This is a genomic window from Leucobacter sp. 7(1) (assembly GCF_900163635.1).
Taxonomy (GTDB): Bacteria; Actinomycetota; Actinomycetes; order Actinomycetales; family Microbacteriaceae; genus Leucobacter.
Map to the genome: position 1 here is coordinate 160,882 of NZ_FUID01000026.1, position 22,072 is coordinate 182,953.

Below are 22,072 nucleotides of genomic sequence, written 5' to 3' on the forward strand. Positions count from 1 at the left end.
CGTACCGGCCGGCAACACCACGACCCGGCCGGTACTCTCCTTGCCCGCTCATCTCACCGGAGTTCCCATGCGTCAATCGCGCCTCTTCAGTAGCGTCGCCGTCATCCCGGCGCTCGTCGTGATCCTCATCTTTTTCCTCCTCCCGATCGCCGTCATCCTCGTGCGTTCGTTCACCGATCCCGAGCCGGGGCTCGGACAGTACGCCGCCGCTCTCGCGGATCCCACGACCCTCCGTGTCCTCGGTCGCACTTTTGCCACCGCGCTCATCGCGGTCCTCGCCTGCATCGCGCTCGGCTACCCGTTCGCGTATCTGATGACCCTTGTAGGCCCCACGGCCCGCGCCCTACTCATGGTGTTGGTGCTCGTCCCGTTCTGGACGTCTTTGATGGCCCGAACTTTTGCTTGGATCTCGCTCTTGCAGCGTGACGGCCCCGTCTCGGCGATCCTCGCCTTCTTTGGTGCGGAAAACGTCACGTTGCGCGGCACCCTCGCGGGTGTCGTGATCGCGATCGTCCAGATCCTGCTGCCGTACATGATCCTCACGCTGTACACAGCGCTTGCCGCGATCGACCGGCGCCAGCTCGCCGCGGCCCAGAGCCTCGGAGCGAATCGGTTCCGTGCCTTCTGGCAGGTGTATTTGCCGCAGTCGCTCCCTGGGCTTTTCGCCGCGAGTTCCCTCGTGTTTATCTTGGCGCTCGGCTTCTACATCACCCCGCAGCTCATCGGAAGTCCGAAAGAAGCGATGATCGCGCAGGTGATCGGCCAGCGTGTCGAGAAGATCGTCGATTTCGCAGGCGCTGGTGCGCTCTCCGGAATCCTCCTCATTGCCACGATCGGGCTCTTCTGTATTGCCATTCTCGCGGTGGGCCCGCTCCGCCGCGGGATCGCCCAAATCGTCCCGGGAGGATCCCGATGAACGAACGCACTCGGATCCGACTTCCGCTCCGGCTCTGGGCCGGTGTCGCGGCGCTGCTGCTTGTTGCCCCGACCCTCGTGGTGATTCCGCTCTCGCTGACGGACAAGCGAAGTTTCGCGTTTCCGATCGAGGGCTGGTCGCTCCAGTGGTACGAGAACTTTTTCACCGACCCGCGGTGGTTGAACTCGCTGGGCACCAGTCTTGCGTTGGCGTGTGTCGTCGGCGTTGTGGCGACAGTCATGGGAACCCTGGCCGCGCTCGGGCTGCGCGGGCTGCGGGCCAGACTCGCCTCGGCCGCCCAGATCACGATGATGCTCCCCATACTGATCCCGGGGATCGTGGCTGCGATCGCGATCTTCGGGATGTATCTTCGGTGGGGGCTGAACGGTTCGCCGCTCGGTATTGCGCTCGCGCACATCGCTTTGGCGATCCCCTTTGTATTGATACCGGTGACCACGGCGCTGCGCGGGCTCGACGAGACACAGATCCGAGCGGCCGCCGTTCTGGGAGCGGGACCCGTCGCGCGCTTCACTCAGGTTCAGCTCCCGGTACTCCTGCCGGGCATCATGACGGGGTTCATCTTCGCGTTCGTGACCAGCCTCGACGAGGTCGTTGTGGCGTACTTCCTGCAGTCACCGACTGTGCGCACGCTCCCCGTGCAGATGTATAGCTCAGTCACTGTCGAAACAGACCCCAGCATCGCGGCGGCTTCGACGTTGCTGCTCGTGCTGTCCACCCTCATCATCTTGATTCCCCGCCTCGTGCAAGTTGTGCACGAGCGCCGTAGCGCACAACGACTTGGAGACGCGGTATGACTCTCACTCCCTCCACTGGATCCGAGCTGCTCCTGCGCGGGCTCGTCAAACGGTACGCTGGCACGGCTGCTGTTGCGAACGTCGACTTGGACGTTGCGTCTGGCGAATTCCTCACCCTCTTGGGGCCGAGTGGCTCCGGGAAAACAACAACCCTCTCGATGGTGGCCGGGTTCACCGAACCGACAAGCGGCAGCGTGATCTGCGACGGGTCTGAAATTACGGCAATCCCGCCCCACAAACGCGGGCTCGGCATGGTGTTTCAAAACTACTCACTCTTTCCGCACCTGACAGTCCGGGAAAACGTGGAGTTCCCCCTGCGCCAGCGAGGCGTCCCCAAGGGGGAGCGTGCGCGGCGCGCGCTGGAGGCGCTCGATCTTGTCGAACTGGGCGGACGGGCCAACGCCAAGCCGAGCCAGCTCAGCGGAGGGCAGCAGCAGCGGGTGGCGATCGCGCGGGCGCTCGTGTTTGAGCCCCGCTTGCTCCTCATGGACGAACCGTTCGGTGCGCTGGATCGCGCGCTGCGCGAACGGCTGCAGTTGGAGCTGCGCTCGCTTCACAAGGAACTCGGGATTACCGTCATTTTCGTGACGCACGATCAGGAAGAAGCACTGACGCTCTCCGACCGGATCGCGGTGTTCAACGAGGGTCGTATCGAGCAGGTCGGCACGCCGCAGGACCTCTACGAGCGGCCGGAAACGCTGTTTGTGGCCCGCTTCATCGGCGAATCGAACGCGTTCCCCGGCGACGTCGTGGGCGGCACCTTCACCACGCCGCAGGGACTGCGCCTTCCCGCGGCGGACGTGCCCGCCGGGCCGGCGGTCGCGATCGTGCGCCCCGAGCGCTTCCGCTTCGCGTCCGAACGCGACACGACGTCTGAGCGCGAGGTTTCCGGCGTGGTGCGCGACGTCACGTATCTCGGGGCGCAGCGCCGCGTCGAGATCTCGTCCGCGAGCGGCCCGCTGATCGTCCGTGCGGGCGTTGACGCCGCCGTCCCGGAACCCGGTGCCGACGTGCGGCTCACCTGGGCTGCCGAGCACTCTCGAATCTTTGCCACCCCACACACCACGATCGAAACGAGAACACCATGGACCGAAACCCTCGCCCCGTCCACGTCAAGCTCGCTGAGCTGACCCCCGTCGATGCCGCGAACGCCCCGACGCGCGTGCGCATCAACCGGGTGATCACCCGCGAGGAACACCAGAGCGAGCTGACCCAGGGCGTGTGCTGGATGGAGCCGGGGGAGCAAACGAACCGGTGGTCGAGCCGCGAGGTGTTCGACCCGGCCGAGGCCGACCACTGGTACGGGTCGGTCGACGAGACCTACTACATCATCCGCGGTCAGCTGCGGCTGACCTGGGACGAGGGCGTGTTCGAGCTGGGGCCCGACGACACTGTCTACCTCGCCCCGGGGTGGACCTACCACCTGGAAAACGTCGGGTCGGAACCCGCGTTTTTCGTCTACAACATGACGCCGGCGCAGGAGTGAAGCTGCAAGCCACGGCGTGAGCGCAGAAGGGCACACGATGACACCGCACGAACCGATCGCGTTTCACTTTGATGCGCGAGTACTCGAACACGACACCGGCCTGGCGTTGCACGAAGCAGCGGAGAGCCCCTGGTTTGTCGCGAACGAGCCGCACACCGAGGGGCGGCTTCGGATCGAACGCATGCACGACATCTTGGAACGGGGCCCGCTTGCGGATCGTATCCGGTTTGCACCCGGACGTCTTGCCGCAGAGGACGAGCTGGCGCGGGTCCACGATGAGGACTATATCGCCGCGATTCGGCGGGCTACTGAACGTGGCGGCGGCTGGGTGACAGGCACCACGAGACTCGGATCGACCTCCTACGAGCCGCTGCTCGCCGGGGCCGGCACGGCGCTCGCAGCAGCGGAAACAGTGATGAGCGGGGCAGCTCCGATGGCGTACGCGTTGACGCGCCCCCCGGGTCACCATGCCCAGCGAGCCCAGGCCGACGGCTACTGCTTCTTCAACGGGGCGGCACTCGCGGCGGATGCCGCGCGGCGCGCCGGTGCGGAGCGTGTCCTGGTGATCGACTGGGACGTACATCACGGCAACGGGACACAAGACATTTTCTATGAGCGCGACGATGTGCTGACGGTCAGCGTGCACATGAACCACGGTGCCTGGGGGGCCAGCCACCCGCAGACCGGGCAACTTGACGAGGTTGGGGCAGGGGCGGGGATCGGCTACAACCAGAACATCCCGCTGCCTTTGGGGGCCGGGAACGCCGGGTATCTCCGGTCATTTGACGAGGTGATCGCGCCGCTTGCCGAGCGCTTCGCTCCGGACATGATTGTGTGTGCGAGCGGGCAGGATGCAAGCGCGTACGACCCGAATGGGCGGCACAACGTTTCGATGCCTGGCTTCTTCGGTATCGGCCAGCGGGTGCGTGCGCTTGCAGATCGCTATAGCGAAGGCCGCGCGGTGCTCGTGCAGGAGGGAGGGTACAACCCTTCATATGCGCCCTATTGCCTGTTGGCGACGGTTGAAGGGCTTCTCGGTGCGACCCCGACACCGGATCCACTCGCGTACGTTCCTGACCAAACCCTCGGGCTCGACACGCTCTTTGCGGCAATACGGTCACCGCGAGACGAATAGATGGGCGTGCGAGAGAACTGCTTGCGGCGAGCCCGTGTCGAATGTACGGTGGGGGAAACGATACTGAACGCTTTGTTCAGTACAGATGTCGCCCCGGCGACCGCCCCATTCGAGGAGGAATGGTGACTGGAGAGGACTTGGTGCCCGAGCGGGAGCTGGGACATCGCGTCGCTGCGTTCCGGGAGCTACGGGGCATGAGCCTCCGCGCGCTCGCCGCAGCCGCTGGCGTGAGCTCGAGTTTCCTCAGCCAGCTTGAGAACGGCCACACCAACGCCAGCGTCGCGTCACTCAGGAAAGTTGCGGCCGCACTTGGCGTCTCTCCCGCGCAACTGCTGGATGACAGCGCAGTGCACACCAGAGGAGTGCTCCGTGCAGTAGACAGGCCAACGCTCCCGCTTGACGGAGCCGAGAAATACGTTGTGGCTCTGCCGCCGCTCCGAAACCTCGAGGTCTATGCCGGGCGCTTCGCTCCGGGGGGTTCGACCGGAGCAGAAACGTACGCGCACGGAAACGCGCAGGAGATCCTCGTTGTCACAGCGGGCACGGTGACCCTGGAGCTCGGGACGGAACGATTTTCGCTTCGCGAGGACGACTCCATCGAGTTTGTGAGCTCGATCCCGCATCGCGTGATCAACGAGTCGGCAGAGCCAGCAGCGGTGCTCTGGATCAATAGTCCACCCACCCCCGATGAGGTCCCTCATCGGCCCGAGGAATCTCCCCTCACACCCTGACCCGCAACGTCGTCGGTCACTACCCAAGAGAAAGAAAAGGACCCCTTCTGATGATCAATGGCAATGTGTCGCACTGGTGGGAGCAGATTGGTGCACCCCAGCCGCGACCGGAGCTCCCGGGCGACCTCACTGCCGACGTGGCGATCGTGGGCGGCGGCTACACCGGGCTGTGGACTGCCTACTACCTGAAGCAGGCGAAGCCGGAGCTGCGCGTCGTGATCATCGAGGAGCGGCACGTCGGCTACGGGGCTTCCGGCCGCAACGGTGGCTGGCTCACCGCGGCGATTACGGGCGGACGCGAGCAGTACGTGAAGAGCCACGGGCGCGACGCTGCGGAGCGGTTCCAACGGGCGATGAACGAGACCGTCGACGAGGTGATCAGAGTCGCCGCGGCGGAGGGGATCGACGCCGATATCAAGAAGGGTGGCGAGTTCAACGTCGCCTACACGCCCGCTCAGGAGGCGCGGATCCGAGCCTTCGCTGCCGCCGAGCAGCAGTGGAAGTATGCGGACCTCAGCCTGCTTGAGGCCCCCGAAGCGATAGCGAAGATCAACGTCGCACACACCCGGGCTGCCGTGTGGCACCCGCACGCTGCTCGGATCCAGCCTGCGAAGCTCGCAGCCGGCCTCGCCGCCGCGGTTGAGCGTATGGGTGTCGAGATCTACGAGCGCACCCGCGCCGTCGAGATATCTCCGCGGAGCGTCCGCACCACCCACGGCACCGTCTCCGCCCAGTATGTGGTGCGTGCCACGGAGGGCTTCACCGCAAACCTCAAGGGGCTGCACCGGCTCTGGCTCCCGATGAACTCCTCACTGATCGCCACCGAGCCGTTGTCGGCCGCCGTGTGGGACGAGCTGAACTGGAACCAGGGCGAGGTGCTTGGCGACTTCGCGCACGTCTATATGTACGCGCAGCGCACGGCCGACAACCGCATTGCGATCGGCGGGCGTGGCGTCCCCTACAAGTATGGCTCGAAGACCGATACCGACGGTGAGACTGCGCCGTCCACGGTGGACACGCTCAGCGAGATCCTGCACCGCTTCTTCCCGGCCACGCAGGGGGCGGCGGTCGATCATGTCTGGTCGGGCGTGCTGGGCGTACCGCGTGACTGGGCCGCGACCGTCGGCCTGGACCGCGAGACCGGCATCGCCTGGGGTGGCGGCTATGTTGGCACGGGCGTCACCTCCACAAACCTGGCGGGACGTACAATCACCGACCTGATTCTCGGCAACGACTCCGAGATCGCGGGCCTGCCCTGGGTCAACCACCGGGTCCGCAAGTGGGAGCCGGAGCCGCTGCGCTGGGTCGCCACGAAGGGGCTCTACGCGGCGTACGGAATGGCCGACCGCACGGAGCTCGCTGGCCGTCAGAAGACCTCCCCGATCGCTCACATCGCCGATGTGATTACCGGCCGCGGCTAGGCCGAGCCGAACTGAACCCACACACCACGCACAACACAGGAGAACCCGATGACGACTATCCCCACGCACGGTGCGCACCAGACCGGTGCAGCCGATCTCGGTGAGCACGCAGCAAAGCCGACGGCGACCACCCCCGGCATGACCGAGGTCGGAGTATCGATCTGGTCCGGCGGTTCGAGCGACCGCATCGATACCGGCCTGTGGGAATGCACGCCCGGAACATTCACCGCGGAACGCAACGGCTACACGGAAATTTGCACAATCCTGTCGGGCCGCGTCACGCTCGAGGTGGCGGGTGCGGAACCCGAGGAGTTCGGCCCCGGCGACGTCATGGTGATGCCGTCAGGCTGGGCCGGGACGTGGCACGTGCACGAGCCGCTCCGCAAGCACTACACGACAATCCAGGACTAAGGAGCACCAATGACGCAGCTCGGGGGCGATCTCGCCCTGATCGGGGCGCGACTGCGCACGAACACCGAGTCGGACGGGGACGCAACCGCGCTCCTCATCCGAGACGGCAGGATCACGCAGCTGGGCACGGACGCTGACATCAGCGCTGCCGCCAGGGAAGCGGAAATCCCTGTCCGCGACCTCGGCGGAGCCACGGTCACCCCGGGCTTCTTCGACTCGCACACCCACCCACACTGGGCCGCCGACGTGACCGCCGGGGTAGATCTCGGCGGGCTCGGCACCCTCGAAGAGATCCGGGCAGCGCTCGCCGCGGAACATGCGCGACTCCCCCAGAACGCGTGGCTGCGCGGCTGGAACCTCGAGTACGAACCGTTCGAGGAGACCGGCCTGCGCGGTGACGTGCTCGCCGACGCGGCCCCGGGTCGTCCGGTGGCGCTGATCTGTTACGACTTGCACACCGGGCTTGGGACCCCCGCGGCCCTCGCTGCCGCCGGCATCACGGGTGCCCGCGAGTTCGAGGACGCGAGCGAGATCGTGGTGGATCCGGACGGCGCCCCCACGGGAGAGCTGCGCGAACCCACCGCCTACCAGATCCTCTTTGACGCGGCGCCGGCACCCTCGCACGAGGCCGAGCGCGACGCACTGCGCGACATGTTCCGGCGGCTCGCCGCGGTGGGGCTCACGGGCGGCGCGATCATGGATGGCAAAGATCGAACTGTCGATCTGCTTGGCGAACTGGAATCCCGCGGGGAACTGGATCATCGGGTGACGGTGCACCACTGGCATGCCGTCGCGGACACTGACGAGGACGTCGCGCGAGTGATCGATGCACAGGATCGGGCTGGCCGCCTGTGGCAGACCGGCGCGATCAAACTCTTTAGCGACGGGGTGATCGATACGGGTACCGCGTGGCTGCACACTGCCGACGCGTGTGGCGACGGACGGGTTCCCTTCTGGCCGTCCTGGGAGCGTTACGGCGAGGTTGTCCGCGCCTACCACGATGCCGGGATGCTGATCGCGACGCACGCCGTCGGCGATTACGCCGTGAGCCGTGTGCTCGACGTCTACGCGACGCTCCCTAAACGCCCAGGACTGCCATTCCACTCGATCGAGCACCTCGAAGTGCTCTCCGACGCGGACGTCGCGCAGCTGCGCGGATCCGGCATCACCGCGTCGATGCAGCCACTTCACATGCAGTGGCGCGCGGCAGACCACAGCGATAACTGGGCCGTGCGCCTCGGGGAGCGTGACGCGACCGGGTACCGGGTGCGCGACGTGCTCGACGCCGGGGTGCGCGTGACGCTCGGTTCGGACTGGCCGGTGGCGCAGTATGACCCACGGCTCGGCATGGCGTGGGCGCGGGGTCGGCACACACCGGGCGACGCCTCGGCGCACGTGTTCGAGCCTGCGCAACAGCTCACGGGTGAGGAAGCGGTGCTCGCGTACACGCTCTGGCCCGCGCAGGCCCGCGGTCACGCGGATCGTGGCATGCTCTCAGTGGGTGCCGTCGGCGACCTGACAGTGTGGGGCAGCGACCCTGTGGCCGCGACCCCGGACGAGCTGCCGGAGTTGCCGATTCGGCTCACTGTAGTTGACGGGCGCGTGATCCACGAGGCGTAGCCGGGGCCGCCGGATCGTGGACGCGCTACGCGAGCGCGTCCAGGATCCGGCGCGCCTCGCGCAGCCCGCTCTCGATGGCCCCGTCGATGAAGCCGCCCCAGAGATTGGCGTTGTCGGTCGTGGCGAAGTGGATCGCGCCGGCTGGCTCGCGCAGCTCTGCGAGGTCACGAGTGAGCTGGCCGGGGCGGTGCGTCATCCAGGTGTTGCGGGCGAGGGGGTCCGTCATCCAATCGTGCGCGGTGGCATCGGTGATCTCGAGCCCGGGCCGCACCGCGTCCACGGCAGCCTGCAGACCCGGGAGATCCTCGGGATCAATCCGCGCGTGCTCCGGGCCGAAGCCGACAAGCAGCGTGTAGTCGCCCTGCTCATCGGAGAGATAAAACTCCGCTTTCAGCACCGAGAGCGCGTCATGCTGACTCCCGTATGCGAAAAACCGCGGCACATGCCCCTGGGCGCGCAGCCACACCTTGGTGCCCTGTGAAGCGACGGTTTCGGTGCTCTGTCGCTGCCAGACCGCGGGGAGGGTGGGTTCGAAACGGATCCCGGCAATCGCGTTCACGGGCAGCGTGCTGACAACGCGGCGAGCCCTGATCTGGGTCCCATCCGAGGTTTCGACGATCGCGCCGTCGCCGTCGCCGTCTGCCGTAACGGCGGTAACGGTTGTGTTGAACCGGATCTCCCCGGGTACATCTGCGGCCATCAGATCCGTGAAACCGCGCATGCCGTCAACAACGCGGTAGGTCGATGACGCCTCGTGCATCAACTGCCAGTGCCCGCCAGTCGCCGCCACCCAGCGCAGGGCGCTCGAGAGCCCGACCTGATCCAGCGGGGCGTTGACGTGTCCCACCCACACCGACTCGTTCGCGGCGCGCGCCTCGGGATCGAGGCCGAGTGCGTCGAAGCGGTCCTGGATGCTGAGGCGATCAAGGTCCTGGATCGCCCCAACCGTGGGATCGGAGCCGCGCGGGATCGCCGTGCGCACGTCGTCGATGACAAGCTGCTGCCCCGCGTCGATGAGCGCCATGAATTCGTCCAGAGTACCCGCTCGTGCTGAGCCGTCAGCGCCGCGCCAGTACGCCTCGTCGGCGCGGGGGCTGCGGATCATCTCGCGGCCGTACCGGGTCATCTCGGCCCACACGTGCGGCTGCACCCAGTGGATCCAGTTGGCACCAAGCTCGAGATCATGTCCGAGCCGATGCTCGGTCCAGGTCCGCCCGCCCACGCGATCCCGCGCTTCGAGCGTGAGTACATCCAGGCCCGCATGGCCGAGCTCGCGCGCGGCGGTGAGCCCCGCGAATCCGGCTCCGATGACGACGACGTCGACCGACTGCATATCTACTCCTTCGTTGGGCTCCTTTGCCCCCATGCACTCAGCCTATTGCGCGGAACGAGGGCCCGGCAGCAGACGATCTGAGTGCATTGCCGATTCGGCTCGTACGAACATACGAGCTGCCGACGCCGGATCTCTACAGCGCCGCGACGATGTCGGCCAACAGCCGGGCCAGGCGTGGCGCGGCGGCGCGGCCAGCCTCAAGCACCTCGGTGTGGTTGAGCGGCTCGTCGCCCATGCCCGCGGCGGGATTCGTGATGAGGGAGAGTCCCAAAACCTCCATGCCGGCCTCGCGGGCGGCGATGGCCTCAAGTGCGGTGGACATACCGACGATCTGCCCGCCGATTGTGCGGAGATAGCGGATCTCTGCGGGGGTTTCGTAGTGCGGGCCGGGGAGCTGGACGTAGACGCCCTCCTGCAGCTCCGGCGCGATGCCGCGGGCGATCTCGCGCAGTCGTGGAGCATACAGATCGGTGAGGTCTACGAAGTGGGCCCCCTCGATGGGGGACTGTGCGGTGAGGTTGAGGTGGTCGCTGAGCAGCACGGCCTCGCCAGCGGCGAACGCAGGATCGACCCCGCCGGCTCCGTTGGTGAGGACCATGATCCGCGCTCCCGCGGCGGCGGCCGTCCGGACGCCGTGCACCACCGTGCGTACGCCGCGGCCCTCGTAGAGGTGCGTGCGCGCACCGATCACCAGTGCGTGTGACCCGTTCGGGAGCCGAATCGAGCGGAGCGTTCCAGAGTGTCCCGCGACACCGGAGGCATGGAAGCCGGGGACCTGATCCGCCGGCACCTCCGCGATGGTCTCGCCGAGCGTCGTAATCGCTTCTCCCCAGCCGCTCCCGAGCGTGAGCGCAATATCGTGCTGAGCGATGCCTGTCAGGCGGGCCAGCGTGTCGGCAGCCTCAGCGGCAAGGTGTGCGGGATCCGGGGTGGCGGGGCTGGCTTCCGTGCTCATAGTCACAGCCTACGGGGCGCGGTCTCCCGGGGCGTTTCACCCGCGCTTCATTTGGTACGCGATGAGCAGGATCGTCACCCAGATCGGCCCCACGATCACCGCCGTCCTGTAGCCCGGGTGGAATGCCATGAGTACCACGAGCACTGCGAAGAATCCGAGCACGATCCAGGGGGAGACCCGCGCCCACGGCAGTCGGTATTTCAGATTTGCAACTCCCTCTGGGCCGATGCGCTTTCGGAACTTGAGTTGCGTGATCATGATCATCGACCAGTTGATGATCGCCGCGATCGTGGCAACTGACATTAGGTATTGGAATGCGAACGCGGGCCACAGGAACACGACGAGCACGGCGAGTACTGTCACCGCGGAGGACGTGAGGATCCCTGCGACGGGGACGCCGTTGCGGGATACCGTCCGGAGGTAACGGGGTGCGTTGCCCTGCTCCGCAAGGGAACGCAGCATACGCCCGTTCGCGTAGAGTCCCGAGTTGTACACCGAGATTACCGCGGTCAGTACCACCAGGTTGAGGATGTGTGCGGCCCCGGGGATCCCGATCCGGTCAAAAATCTGTACAAACGGGCTTGTTTCGCCGTCGAGGCTATCCCAAGGCACCACGGCCATGATGACCGCGAGCGCGCCAATGTAGAAGATCAGGATCCGCAGCACGATCTGGTTGATCGCCCGGGGGATCGTGCGTTCCGGGTTCTCTGCCTCGCCCGCGGTGATGCCGACGAGCTCTGCCCCGCCGAATGAAAACATGACGACGACAAGCGCGAACAGCATGCCACTGACGCCGAGTGGGAAGAAACCGCCCTGGTCCCAGAGATGCGCGAAACTCGGATCCGGCAGATCCGCGCTGTTGTTGATTCCGGCGACAACGACGATGGCTCCGAGCACGATCATTCCGATCACCGCGGCGACCTTGATGAGGGCGAGCCAGAACTCAAACTCACCAAACACCCGGACCCCGACGAGATTCATGAGCGTGATCAGCACCAGGAAAAACGCCGCGGACACCCACGTCGGGATGCCCGGCAGCCAGTAGTTGACAAACGACCCGACAACTGCGAGTTCGACCATAGAAACGGCGATGTAATTGAACCAGTAGTTCCATCCGGACACGAAGCCGGCGCGGGCGCTCCAGTTCTGATTTGCATAGTGACTGAAGGCACCGGACACCGGCTCGTCCACTGACATCTCACCCAGCGCTCGGACCACGAGAAAGATCATGAGCCCGCCGATGGCGTAGGTGAGGAGCACCGAGGGCCCTGCGAGCCCGATCGACTCCGACGAACCGTAGAACAGTCCAGTGCCGATCGCGCCGCCGAGCGCGATCATTTGGATGTGTCGGGCCTTGAGGCTCCGTCGCAGCGTGTGCGTGGGTTGCGTGACGGCCTTGCCGGCGGTCGGCGACGTATTGGGCATGAGAACTCCAGTGTTCAGCCCCCACCTGGAGTATGGCAGCTTTCATGCTGAGGAGCCATACCGTGAGCGGTGCGGGACTGAGTGACAAAACGGGCGGGGAAGTACGGAGAGTATTCTCCCACTTCCCCGCCCTGTCGGCGGCACCGGGCCGCGGGCGCTCGCTCGGACCTACTCCGTGGCGTCGCGCAGGATCCGGTAGCCGCGGAGTGCGTCATAGCCGTGGATCTCGCGGGTGTCGAGCACCGCCATGAAATCGAGCACCTCGGCGGTAATCACCTGGCCCGGCACGAGTACCGGGAACCCGGGCGGGTACGGAGTGACAAAGCCCGCGGACACGGGGGCCGCACCCGAGGCGACGCGCGTTCGGAGCTCGTCGTGTCGCACGTGCTCGACGGCTCCGCGCTGCTGGCCGCGGAAGAACGCCGCGCGCAGATCGCCGTCGGGACGCACAGAATCGGTCGCGTAGCCCGGGGCGAACGCACTGAAGTTGGGCAGCGGCGGCATCGGGATCTCCGCGGGGAGGGGGATCTCCGGATCCCGCTGGGCCTGCACCTCTTCGAAGCGCTCCGCAAGCTTGACGAGGACCTCGATGAGATAGGCGATCGCGCTGCGAGAGGTTCCGATATTTGTCATGAACAGCACGGTATTCCGGCTTGTCTTGTTGACCTGGATGCCGTAGCGGTCCATGAGGTGTTCGTGCTTAAACGTGTCCCCGTCGACACCCGTGCGACTGATCTCGATAGTGATCCGACTGGGGTCAATGACAAACTCGTCGGTCGCCCACGTCTGCCACATCGTCGCGAGTCCATCGCGGAGCGGCATGGGCCGCCCGGTTTCGCGGTGCTCGGCCGGAATGAGGTCGTGCGCCGTGAGCACGCGGAAGGTGCGGCGCAGCAGGGGATGCCGAGCGATGGCCTGCGACAGGCTCGTTGCGAGGTCGAGCTGGCGCTGCACGAGCTCGAAGCCCTCGAGTTCGACCTGCCGGCGTCCAATGTCGAGCGACGTGAGGATCTGGTAGTTCGGGGAGGTCGAGGTGTGCGTCATGTACGCCTCGGTGAAGGGTTCTTCGGCGTCGCGCACCCAGTCCTGGTCGTACACGTGAATCATGGACCCCTGGCGCAGCGCGGTCAGGGTCTTGTGAGTGGACTGGCTCGCGTAGACCCGGATCCGTGCCTCGGGTGAGGGGAGGAGACGTTCGGTGAGCCAGACTTCGTCGGCAGCGGGCGTACCCTCCGCGTCGAAAAGCCGCGCCTGCTGTTCGCGGTAGGCCGCGGCGTGCGCCGCGGAGCCGAGCCGCTGCTCAAGGCGCTTCGCGGCCGCCATCGCCGTGCGGCGACGGGTGACCGGGTGGAACGCGGCGAATGCGAACCACGCCTCATCCCACAGGAATACAAGGTCCGGCTTGATCGCCAGGCACTCGGCCATCACACGCTCGGGATCGTAGACGATGCCGTCGAAAGTGCAGTTGGTGAGCGTCACCATCCGCACCTCTTCGAGCCGGCCGGCAGCGCGATAGTCGAGCAGTAGCTGCTTAATCTGGTCGATGGGGACGGCACCGTAGAACGCGAAATCGTTCAGCGGGTATGCCTCGAGATAGGCCGGGCGCGCGCCGGTCAGCATCACCGCGTGGTGGTGCGACTTGTGGCAGTTGCGATCCACCATCACGACGTCGTTCGGGGCCACGAGAGCCTGGTGCACGATCTTGTTTGCCGTCGACGTGCCGTTCGTGACGAAGAAGGTGTGCTTTGCGCCGTAAGCGCGGGCGGCGAGCTCCTGCGCCTTCTTGAGGGTGCGGACCGGGGCAAGGAGCGAATCAAGGCCGCCGGAAGTCGCGCTCGTTTCGGCGAGCAGCAGGTTGAGCCCGTAGAAGTCGGCGAGGTCCCGGATCCACTTCGACGAGACCACCGAGCCGCCGCGCGCCACAGGCAACGCGTGGAAGACTCCGACTGGACGGCGTGCGTGGTGCTGGATCGCAGAGAAGAAGGGCGTGTCATACAGATGGGAGACACGGCGGAGCAGGCTGAGGTGCAGTTCAAGCTGATCTTCGCGGCGGAAGACGCGGCGGAAGCGACGCGTCAAGGCACCGGCGAGGTCCTCAATGTGTGCGCCAGCCATGAGGTACAGATCCAGCTCCGGGCGGATCGCGGCGAGCGTGTCAGCAAGGCCCAGCACACGCTGCACCGACGCAAGCGAGCTGCGAGAGGGGGCCTGGCCCGGGGCGACCTCGGCACGCGCCAGGTCGATGGTTTCACGCAGATCGCGGCTGAGACGCTGGCGGGTGCGTTCGCTGAAGCCGGGGCGCACCACACATGCGAGGATGTTGGGGTTCGTGAGGATCGCCGCCACAGCGTCGTCGGCGGACGGTACAAACACGAACTCGTAGATGAAGTCATCGGCGCTCGCGCGCAGGCGCAGACCTTCCGCGCGCGTCGCGTCGCGCTCGGACGGGGTCGTCTCATCAACGATGAGGACCTCGAATCGGGGTCGCGGGTCGGCGTCAGTGGCGAGCTCGGCGCGTTCCTGCTCCTCGATGAACTCGTCGCGGGGCTCCTCCGGGACTGTATCGCCGCGCAGGCGGTTCACTACTCGACCGATGCGGTCGAGTGCCGTGCGGTAGTCGCCTGCAGCCAACAGATCGCCGATCGATGCGACATAGCGCTGTCCGAATCCTGCCCAGTACATTTCCACGGTTTCCAGGGACCGCAGTGAACGCTGGATCTCGCCGTCCGCGGCAAGTGTCTCGATATCGTCGCTGCCGTACGCCAAGCGCTTGACCGCGAAGCGGAGGTACTCCCAGGCGTCGCTGCGCATCCGCCAGGTACTCGATGGCATGCCAGGATCGCGTTCCAGGGTGGGCCCTGAGCTCGGGCTCAGAGTGGCCTGCGGGCCACGCGTCTCGGCGTGGCCGGGGAGCGGAATCGAGCCGGTGGTGGCCATGTCGATCGTGCCAAGCCCGCGCCGGAACGCGTCGGCAGACATGTCGTAGTCGGATTCGATCCTCGTCATTGGCAGGGTGTCCTTCCGACATCTTCGTTCGCAATTTCAGGTGCCGCGACCCCGGGCACCCTTGCTCGTCGATCATAGGCGTTGCACGATGCCGGCTCAGGTACGTGCTCGCAGGGTGAGAATTTTCGCCCAATATCGGATCGATGCTGATCGTTTCCAGAGAAATCACCCGATGTTGGTAAGGATGCCCTAAGCTGGGCGCGTGAATACTTTCGAACCTGGTGAGCAGCCTGAAGCCGTGACGGTCGTTGACCCCGCTGGCATCGCGTGTGTCCTCGCGGCGGGAGACGCCGCGGATCTGCCGGCCCTGCGCGACTGGCTGCGCACGCTCCCCGAATCCTCGTATGGACAGGTCTTCATTGAGGTATTCGCGCCCATCCAGATCGTCCCGCTTCCGCTCCCCGAGCACATGAGTGTCACCTGGCTCTGCCGGGAGCAGCGCGAAGCAAGCCCGCGTCCCGGGATCGGTCGCGCGCGCGGCGAGGCACTCGCCGCTGCCGTCGACGCCTGGTTCGATGAGTGGCTCTGGGCCGACAGCGATAGCGTCCGCAGTATCGAGCTGTGGACGGGTGCGCGCACGAGCCCCATCATGCAGAACTACTGGTCGGGGCTCGATCGTCGGCTGGAAAAGCGCTGGCCCGGCGGGGTCGAGCAGCGTGAGCACGCAAGCCCGGAACGCAACGCGCGCTCTGCACGCTGAACCGCACACCGCACTGGCGATCCGGCACTCCACCTGAGAGCCGTAGACTATCCGTATGGCGAAAGCGTATGAACGAAAGCATCGCATCGCGGTGCTCGGTGGCGGTCCCGGCGGCTATGAGGCGGCGCTCGCGGGCGCGCAGCTCGGAGCTGAGGTAACGCTGATTGAAAGTGCCGGCGTCGGCGGAGCAGCGGTGCTCACCGATGTGGTGCCCTCGAAGAGTCTGATTGGCACCGCGGGCGCGGTGCAGGCGGTCCGTGACTCCGGCAAGCTCGGCGTGCAGGCGTTCGTGCCGGGCGGGGACGGCAAGCCCGTGCGCCCCGAAATTGCGGTCAACCTCGCTGCGGTGAACAAGCGACTGCTCGCCATGGCGGGCGCGCAGTCCGTTGACATGCTGCGCACACTCGAAGACGCAGGCGTCCGAGTCGTGCAGGGGGAAGGACGCCTCGACGGCCCGAACGCGGTGCTCGTGTCGACCGCGGCCGCGGGCGAGGGCACCGATTTTGATCGCATTGAGGCCGACACCATTGTCGTGGCGGTCGGGGCGAGCCCGCGAGAGCTTGACTCCGCAAAGCCTGACGGCGAGCGCATCCTCACCTGGAAGCAGCTGTATGACCTCTCGGCGATTCCGGAACACCTTGTTGTTGTCGGATCCGGCGTCACCGGAGCTGAGTTTGCGAACGCATACCGTACGCTCGGTGCCGAGGTCACGCTCGTGTCAAGTCGGGAGCAGGTCCTCCCCGGCGAGGACCCCGACGCGGCAGCCGTGATCGAGCGCGAGTTCACCCGCCTCGGGATGAACGTGATGTCGCAATCGCGTGCCTCCACAGTGACGCGCACTGCTGACGGCGTCCTCGTGGAGCTCGAGGACGGCCGCACGATCGAGGCGTCTCACTGCCTCATGGCTGTGGGATCGATCCCGAACACGGCAGACCTCGGGCTTGAAGCGGCCGGCGTGAGCCTCACCGACAGTGGCCACATCCGGGTGAATAAGGTTGCGCGCACCGGGGTTCCCTCGATTTACGCCGCGGGTGATTGCACGGACTTTTACCCGCTCGCTTCCGTCGCCTCCATGCAGGGACGCACGGCGATCATGCACGCACTCGGCGACTTCGTGCGTCCGATTGACCTGCGCAACGTCGCCGCGAACGTGTTCACTTACCCGGAGATCGCGACCGTCGGGTGGAACGAGCGCAGTCTTGCGGATCACACGGACGTCGCAACGGCGATTTCTCACACGATCCCCCTGAGCGTGAATCCCCGAGCCAAGATGATCGGTTTTACCGACGGCTTCGTGAAGCTTTTTGCGTGGGAAGCCTCGGGGACCGTGATCGGCGGTGTCATCGTTGCGCATCGAGCAAGCGAACTGATCTTCCCGCTCGCCCTCGCGGTTGAGCACCGGCTCACCGTTGACCAGGTTGCCTCAGCATTCGCGGTGTACCCGTCTTTGACGGGCGCGATCACCGACGCCGCCCGCGCGCTGCACCGGCACTGAGCCCGATCCGAACGAACACCGAGCGAGGGAGTGGACATGATTCCGGAGGCCGTGCGCACACGCAGCCTGTCCAGGCGGCGGCTGATCAGCGGTTTCGCGGGGATCGTTGGGCTTGGCGCGACAGTTTCGCTGGCCGGGTGCGCCCCCGCCGGGAAACCCGAGCTCGTGCCCTCGGATGACGAAGCGCAGGCCGCGGCGACGGTGCGGGCGTTCGACAACGCCTACGATCCGCCTGAGGTCGAGATCACTGCGAACCAGGCGGTGCGGTGGGACTTCTCAGGCCCCGCAGAGCACGATGTGGTCGCGGACGACGGGAGCTTTGTCAGCGCCCTGCAGACCGAGGGCAGTTACACCCACGTCTTCACCGAGCCGGGGGAGTACCCCTACGATTGCTCGGTTCACCCCGAGATGACCGGCGTGGTCCGGGTGCGAGCGGCAACACCGTAAGTGCGAACCCCCACAGCAAAACAAAAACGGGGCGGGACCGCGATTGCTTGCGGTCCCGCCCCGTTCTTGTGCTGAGCCTGTGGCCTATGCGCGCTCGAACACTGCGAGAGTCTCGAAGTGGTGTGTGTGCGGGAAGATGTCGAAGCCGCGCAGGCTCGTGAGCTCGTAGCCCGCGTCACGCAACGTCTTCGTATCGCGCGCCAGCGCCACGGGGTCGCACGCCACGTACACAATGTTTGCCGGGGCGAGCTGGATGAGCTGCGCGGTGACCTCCCCGCCCGCACCCGAGCGGGGCGGATCGAGCACCACAGTGCCGCGGCTGAGTCGGTCTCGAACCGGTGCCGCTGCTTGCAGCAGCTCCGCGAGGTGGCGATCCACGCGCGCGGTGAGGGCGCGCGCGCCCACGAGCTCGGCGAGATTCTCAGCCGCGTCGTCGGTTGCGGCACCGTCCGACTCGATTGACGTGATCTTCAGGCCGGGACCGGCAGCTTCAGCAACGGCTGCTGCGAGGAGTCCCGCGCCGCCGTAGAGGTCAAGGTTGCCAGCCGCCGGATCAAAGCGACCATCCTCGATGAGGTCGCTCACCGCATCGCGCACCGCTGTGAACAGCAGGGCGGGGGCTTCGCGGTGTACCTGCCAGAAGCCGCCGGCACGCACAAGGAAACCCCGATCCTCAACGAGCTCCTTGACCGCGTCGTTCGCGCCCGCGCGAGTGCGCTCGCCGGCCATGCCGAGCAGCATACGGGGGTCGTCCGCAGAGGGAGCGACAAGGTCGACCGTTGCGACGCCCGGCATCAGATCCCCCAGTGGAGCGATCTGCGCAATGCCATCGTTCGCAAGCGGGAGCGAATCGACCGAGATGATCCGGCGGCTGCGGGCAGCGTACGGGCCGACTGCGCCGGTCTCCGGGTCGACGTGCAGGCGGACCCGGCTGCGGTAGCCGAGCCCGTTGGTCTCGTCGTCGCCCGGTGCCGCCTCGATGAGATCAGCGAGGGCCTCGCTGAGGTCCTCACCCTCGTCCGCAGCGAGCTCAACGCCGCCGAAGCGGCGCATCGCGTCGGTCAGCACCTCGGCCTTCAGCAGTCGCTGCCGTTCGAGCGCAATGTGGCCAAACTCGGCACCACCCGCCCGGTCTTCGGGATCGAGCGCCACACTTGCAGCGTCCCAGATGTGATCGCGACGGTCCGCGGAGGCGTCGATGACCTCGGTGGTGGTAGCGCGGGCGAAGGATTTCTTCTTCGCGTCCGTCACGCGGGCGCGCACACGCTCGCCCGGAATTGCGTCGGAGACGAAGACGACGCGGCCCTCGTGGCGGGCGACACTGATGCCGCCGTGCGCGATGCCGGTGACGTCGAGTTCGATTTCTGCGCCGACCTCGAGGGGGGTGCCGGCAGGGGTGTCAGGGAAAGCCATACTTCTATTCTCCCATCCCTTGAGGAGCAAGCGGTGCATCATGGCATGGACAGCGGGCGAACGGCCGTCACTGCATGAGACCTCACGGTGCGCGGACGCTGCGTAGGATCGATATATGCGCCTCTACCTCGCCTCCACGTCACCCGCCCGCCTCTCAGTGCTGCGGGGCGCGGGCATTGAGCCGATCTGCTTCTCGCCAGACGTCGATGAGGATGCGGCGGTGGCGGCCCGGGAGGCCGAACTGGGTCGTGCGCTCAGCGCTCCCGAGCTGACCGAGTACTTGGGGCGGCTGAAAGCGGAGGACGTTGTGGCCAGGCACGGGCACGAAATCGACGGACTTGTGCTCGGCGGCGACTCGATGTTCCTGCTCGACGGCGAAATCCTGGGCAAGCCGCACCTGCCGGAAGTAGCACTCGCGCGGTCGCGACAGCATCGTGGGCGCACCGGGGTGCTCCATTCGGGGCACTGGGTGATTGACCACACGGGCGGCACCGTGCAGGGGGCTGCGGGAGGCGTCGACACGGCGACTGTGACGCTCGCCGCCGATGTGAGCGACGCCGAGCTCGATGCCTATGTGGCGTCGGGGGAGCCGCTCGAACTGGCCGGGGGCTTTGCGATTGATGGCCTGGCTGGGGCCTTCATTGAGCGCATTGAGGGGGCACCGAGCTGCGTGATCGGCCTGTCCCTGCCGGAGCTGCGGCGCCTTGTTGTGCGCCTGGGCCATTCCTACCCTGAGCTGTGGAACGCGCCGACGGGCCTGTAGTCTGCCCTGCCCCCTGCCCCCTGCCCTGCTCTGCCCTCTGCCCTGCTCTGCCCCAACCGGGCACGCGCCCGCCCAAACTGTGTCAGATTCGCGAGACTGAGGGTTTTTCCCGGGGATTTTCATCGTGTAGGAGAAAACGCCTACCTGTGGGCGGGCGTCGGGCAGCGGTGACGGGCGCGTTACGCGTCGGCGCGAGCGAGGAGGGCGACGGCGAGCGTCGCAATCGTCGTGCCGTCGGCGAGGTCGATGTCGAGCAATTCCTCGATGAGCGCGAGGCGCTGGTAAAACACCGAGCGGGAGAGCCGGGCGCGCTGGGCTGCGAGCGAGCGATTGGTCGGGTGGTCCAGGTAGGCACGCAGCACGTCCAGGAGGTCTCCGCTATGCCCGGGCCCCGCCGCCGCGTCGTGCGCGATCAGCGGTCCGAGCGTGGCTGTCGCATACTCCTGGACTTCGGGGGTCGCCGACAGTCCGCGCACGAGATACGCGAGCGCCTGCCGCTCCGCGATCTGCACGGTCACGCGTCCGGTCCCAGCGGCGGGTCGCAGCCGTCCCGCCGCGCGCACCCGCTCGAGCGAGGTGATGAGCGAGCGGACCCCGCGCCCCGCAGCGCCGAGCCCCAGATGCGCCCGCCACGCTCCCGGAGTCGTTGACGGCAGGAGCATGTCGAGCTCGCGGGCGAGGCGTACCGCGAGTGGCGGCGGCACCTCTCCCCCCGAGGGTGCGACCCGAGGGTCGGCAGTGGGGAACGAGAGGAGGGCAAGCAGCGTGGTGCGGGATCCCGCATCGGTATCACCCTCATCGGGCACGAGAATGACTCGGCCCTCGGGAGCCACGGCGCGGCGTAGAGCCGTCTCAAGTACCGCGCGCTCGAGGGAGTCATGGGCACCGAAATCGGAGGTGCCGCGCAGCGTCGCACCGAGCACGACGCGGTCAGCGATGGGGAGTCCGGCCGCTGTGAGCTGCGTTGCGAGTTCCGTGTCTCGTCGATACCTTCCGCTGAGCAGCGTGTCGAACAGCTGTTTTGAGCTCAGCCTGAGCCAGGTCTCGCCACTGGTGTCGGCGAGCGTACCGAGGGCGAGTGCGAACGCCCCGAGTTCGAGCACCGTGCGCCGACCCGCGGGGTGTTCTGGGCCGCGGAGTGCAACAAGGCGACCAAATCTGCGGCCCTGGGCCTCGACGAACACATGCTCGGCCTCTGCGGGAAGCGTGGCATCTCCGGGGTGCGCCCAGGCGGCGAGAATGCCCTCAGGGTCGCGATCCCGCGCCGCCCACGCCACGACCCGCCCGGTTGAGTCCTCAAGCACAACTGGCGCATCAAGCGTCGCCGAGAGCCGCTCCACCACGTAGTCGACCGGGCTGCGATTGAGCCCCAACTCCGTGAGCATTGTGTGGACCTCGGCCCGCGCGGTGAGCGCCTCGTGCTGGGTCGCGAGCACACGCTGGTGAATCCGCTGAGTCAGCTGCACGAATCGCACTTCTCGATGCAGCGCAATCAGGGGAATCCCGCGCTCGCCGCAGGCGTGCACTAACGGGTCCGGGGCCGCGGTGAAATGGGTTCCGAGTTCAAGGATCACCGCGGCGGGCCCGGCCGCCGCGAGTGCGTTCGACAGCTCCGTGAGGCCCTTCGGGTCCGTCGGCCACCCCGCACCGGTTGTCAGCACAAGCTCGCCGCCATCGAGAAGCGCGATCGCGCCGGTGCCCGCCACGACGTGCGCCCAGCGAAGATGCCGACCGAGCCCGGACTGACCAGTGACGAGTTCCGGTTCGCCGGCGACAAGTTCGGGAAGCGCGAGCGCGTCCGCCACCGTGATGGGAGTGAGATCCGGCACTGAAGTTTCCATGTCATACACAGTGTACGGAAGTTCGGGAATTCCGCGATAGTTTGCCGGTCGTCTTCGTCGAGTGGCCCTGTCAGACTGGAATCACTGGGGCTCGGTGCCTCAAACACATTGCCCGGAATGATCCGGTCGATTCACGATGAGAACAGAAAGCGGGCAAGC

General features: G+C 66.6%; 19 protein-coding genes. 13 read left to right on the top strand and 6 right to left on the bottom strand.

Annotated features, from left to right (window positions below; translation table 11 throughout):
• Nucleotides 1–67 precede the first annotated feature (67 nt).
• The 9 genes from FM113_RS06135 to FM113_RS06175 all read left to right on the top strand — a co-directional run bounded on the left by FM113_RS06135 (nucleotide 68) and on the right by FM113_RS06175 (nucleotide 8,535).
• A complete protein-coding gene (locus FM113_RS06135) occupies nucleotides 68–916 on the top strand; it encodes an ABC transporter permease (RefSeq protein ID WP_087012566.1) in 849 nt (282 codons plus the stop codon).
• Nucleotides 913–1,731, top strand: coding sequence for an ABC transporter permease (locus FM113_RS06140; protein ID WP_087012568.1), 819 nt, complete (start codon nucleotides 913–915; stop codon nucleotides 1,729–1,731). The genes FM113_RS06135 and FM113_RS06140 overlap by 4 nt, the downstream gene beginning before the upstream one ends.
• Nucleotides 1,728–2,861 carry an ABC transporter ATP-binding protein gene (locus tag FM113_RS06145; RefSeq protein ID WP_087012570.1) on the top strand — a complete coding sequence of 378 codons (1,134 nt, stop codon included), beginning with the start codon at nucleotides 1,728–1,730 and terminating at the stop codon, nucleotides 2,859–2,861. Before FM113_RS06140 ends, FM113_RS06145 begins: the two co-directional genes overlap by 4 nt.
• Entirely contained in the window at nucleotides 2,816–3,217 is a 402-nt protein-coding gene (locus tag FM113_RS06150; RefSeq protein ID WP_087012688.1) for a cupin domain-containing protein, read from the top strand. Before FM113_RS06145 ends, FM113_RS06150 begins: the two co-directional genes overlap by 46 nt.
• A 37-nt stretch (nucleotides 3,218–3,254) precedes the next feature.
• Nucleotides 3,255–4,352 (top strand): hypothetical protein, encoded by a 1,098-nt coding sequence (locus FM113_RS06155; RefSeq protein ID WP_087012690.1) that lies wholly within the window; start codon nucleotides 3,255–3,257, stop codon nucleotides 4,350–4,352.
• A 119-nt stretch (nucleotides 4,353–4,471) separates the two neighbouring features.
• A complete protein-coding gene (locus FM113_RS06160; RefSeq protein ID WP_087012572.1) occupies nucleotides 4,472–5,083 on the top strand; it encodes a cupin domain-containing protein in 612 nt (203 codons plus the stop codon).
• 50 nt (nucleotides 5,084–5,133) lie between these two features.
• A complete protein-coding gene (locus FM113_RS06165; protein WP_087012574.1) occupies nucleotides 5,134–6,504 on the top strand; it encodes an FAD-binding oxidoreductase in 1,371 nt (456 codons plus the stop codon).
• A 48-nt stretch (nucleotides 6,505–6,552) separates the two neighbouring features.
• On the top strand, nucleotides 6,553–6,915 hold the full coding sequence (locus FM113_RS06170; RefSeq protein ID WP_087012575.1) for a cupin domain-containing protein: 363 nt from the start codon (nucleotides 6,553–6,555) through the stop codon (nucleotides 6,913–6,915).
• Nucleotides 6,916–6,924: 9 nt separating this feature from the next.
• The gene (locus tag FM113_RS06175) at nucleotides 6,925–8,535 is read left to right on the top strand and encodes an amidohydrolase (protein WP_087012577.1); all 1,611 of its coding nucleotides are present in this window, start codon (nucleotides 6,925–6,927) and stop codon (nucleotides 8,533–8,535) included.
• Nucleotides 8,536–8,560: 25 nt separating this feature from the next.
• Here FM113_RS06175 and FM113_RS06180 read toward each other — a convergent pair whose 3' ends face one another.
• The 4 genes from FM113_RS06180 to FM113_RS06195 all read right to left on the bottom strand — a co-directional run bounded on the left by FM113_RS06180 (nucleotide 8,561) and on the right by FM113_RS06195 (nucleotide 15,080).
• On the bottom strand, nucleotides 8,561–9,868 hold the full coding sequence (locus FM113_RS06180) for an NAD(P)/FAD-dependent oxidoreductase (RefSeq protein WP_087012579.1): 1,308 nt from the start codon (nucleotides 9,866–9,868) through the stop codon (nucleotides 8,561–8,563).
• Nucleotides 9,869–10,001: 133 nt separating this feature from the next.
• A complete protein-coding gene (locus FM113_RS06185) occupies nucleotides 10,002–10,823 on the bottom strand; it encodes a purine-nucleoside phosphorylase (protein ID WP_087012581.1) in 822 nt (273 codons plus the stop codon).
• A gap of 36 nt (nucleotides 10,824–10,859) precedes the next feature.
• A complete protein-coding gene (locus FM113_RS06190; RefSeq protein ID WP_217895964.1) occupies nucleotides 10,860–12,248 on the bottom strand; it encodes an amino acid permease in 1,389 nt (462 codons plus the stop codon).
• Nucleotides 12,249–12,416: 168 nt separating this feature from the next.
• Nucleotides 12,417–15,080: an aminotransferase class I/II-fold pyridoxal phosphate-dependent enzyme gene (locus FM113_RS06195; protein ID WP_254908903.1), complete on the bottom strand. Its 2,664-nt coding sequence runs from the start codon at nucleotides 15,078–15,080 to the stop codon at nucleotides 12,417–12,419.
• A gap of 376 nt (nucleotides 15,081–15,456) precedes the next feature.
• Here FM113_RS06195 and FM113_RS06200 point away from each other — a divergent pair, with 376 nt between their 5' ends.
• The 3 genes from FM113_RS06200 to FM113_RS06210 are packed head-to-tail and all read left to right on the top strand — an operon-like array spanning nucleotide 15,457 to nucleotide 17,896.
• Nucleotides 15,457–15,954 (top strand): SIP domain-containing protein, encoded by a 498-nt coding sequence (locus FM113_RS06200; RefSeq protein WP_087012583.1) that lies wholly within the window; start codon nucleotides 15,457–15,459, stop codon nucleotides 15,952–15,954.
• A 55-nt stretch (nucleotides 15,955–16,009) separates the two neighbouring features.
• Entirely contained in the window at nucleotides 16,010–17,449 is a 1,440-nt protein-coding gene (locus FM113_RS06205; RefSeq protein ID WP_087012586.1) for an NAD(P)H-quinone dehydrogenase, read from the top strand.
• 36 nt (nucleotides 17,450–17,485) lie between these two features.
• A complete protein-coding gene (locus FM113_RS06210) occupies nucleotides 17,486–17,896 on the top strand; it encodes a cupredoxin domain-containing protein (protein ID WP_087012589.1) in 411 nt (136 codons plus the stop codon).
• A gap of 84 nt (nucleotides 17,897–17,980) precedes the next feature.
• Here the strand turns inward: FM113_RS06210 and FM113_RS06215 are convergent, their stop codons facing one another.
• Nucleotides 17,981–19,309: a class I SAM-dependent RNA methyltransferase gene (locus FM113_RS06215; RefSeq protein ID WP_087012591.1), complete on the bottom strand. Its 1,329-nt coding sequence runs from the start codon at nucleotides 19,307–19,309 to the stop codon at nucleotides 17,981–17,983.
• 115 nt (nucleotides 19,310–19,424) lie between these two features.
• Here FM113_RS06215 and FM113_RS06220 point away from each other — a divergent pair, with 115 nt between their 5' ends.
• Nucleotides 19,425–20,072, top strand: a complete 648-nt coding sequence (locus tag FM113_RS06220) for a nucleoside triphosphate pyrophosphatase (protein ID WP_087012593.1) — start codon at nucleotides 19,425–19,427, stop codon at nucleotides 20,070–20,072.
• Between the two features lie 179 nt (nucleotides 20,073–20,251).
• Here FM113_RS06220 and FM113_RS06225 read toward each other — a convergent pair whose 3' ends face one another.
• Complete coding sequence (locus FM113_RS06225) at nucleotides 20,252–21,913, bottom strand: PucR family transcriptional regulator (protein ID WP_087012595.1); 1,662 nt, start codon at nucleotides 21,911–21,913, stop codon at nucleotides 20,252–20,254.
• Between the last annotated feature and the right edge of the window lie 159 nt (nucleotides 21,914–22,072).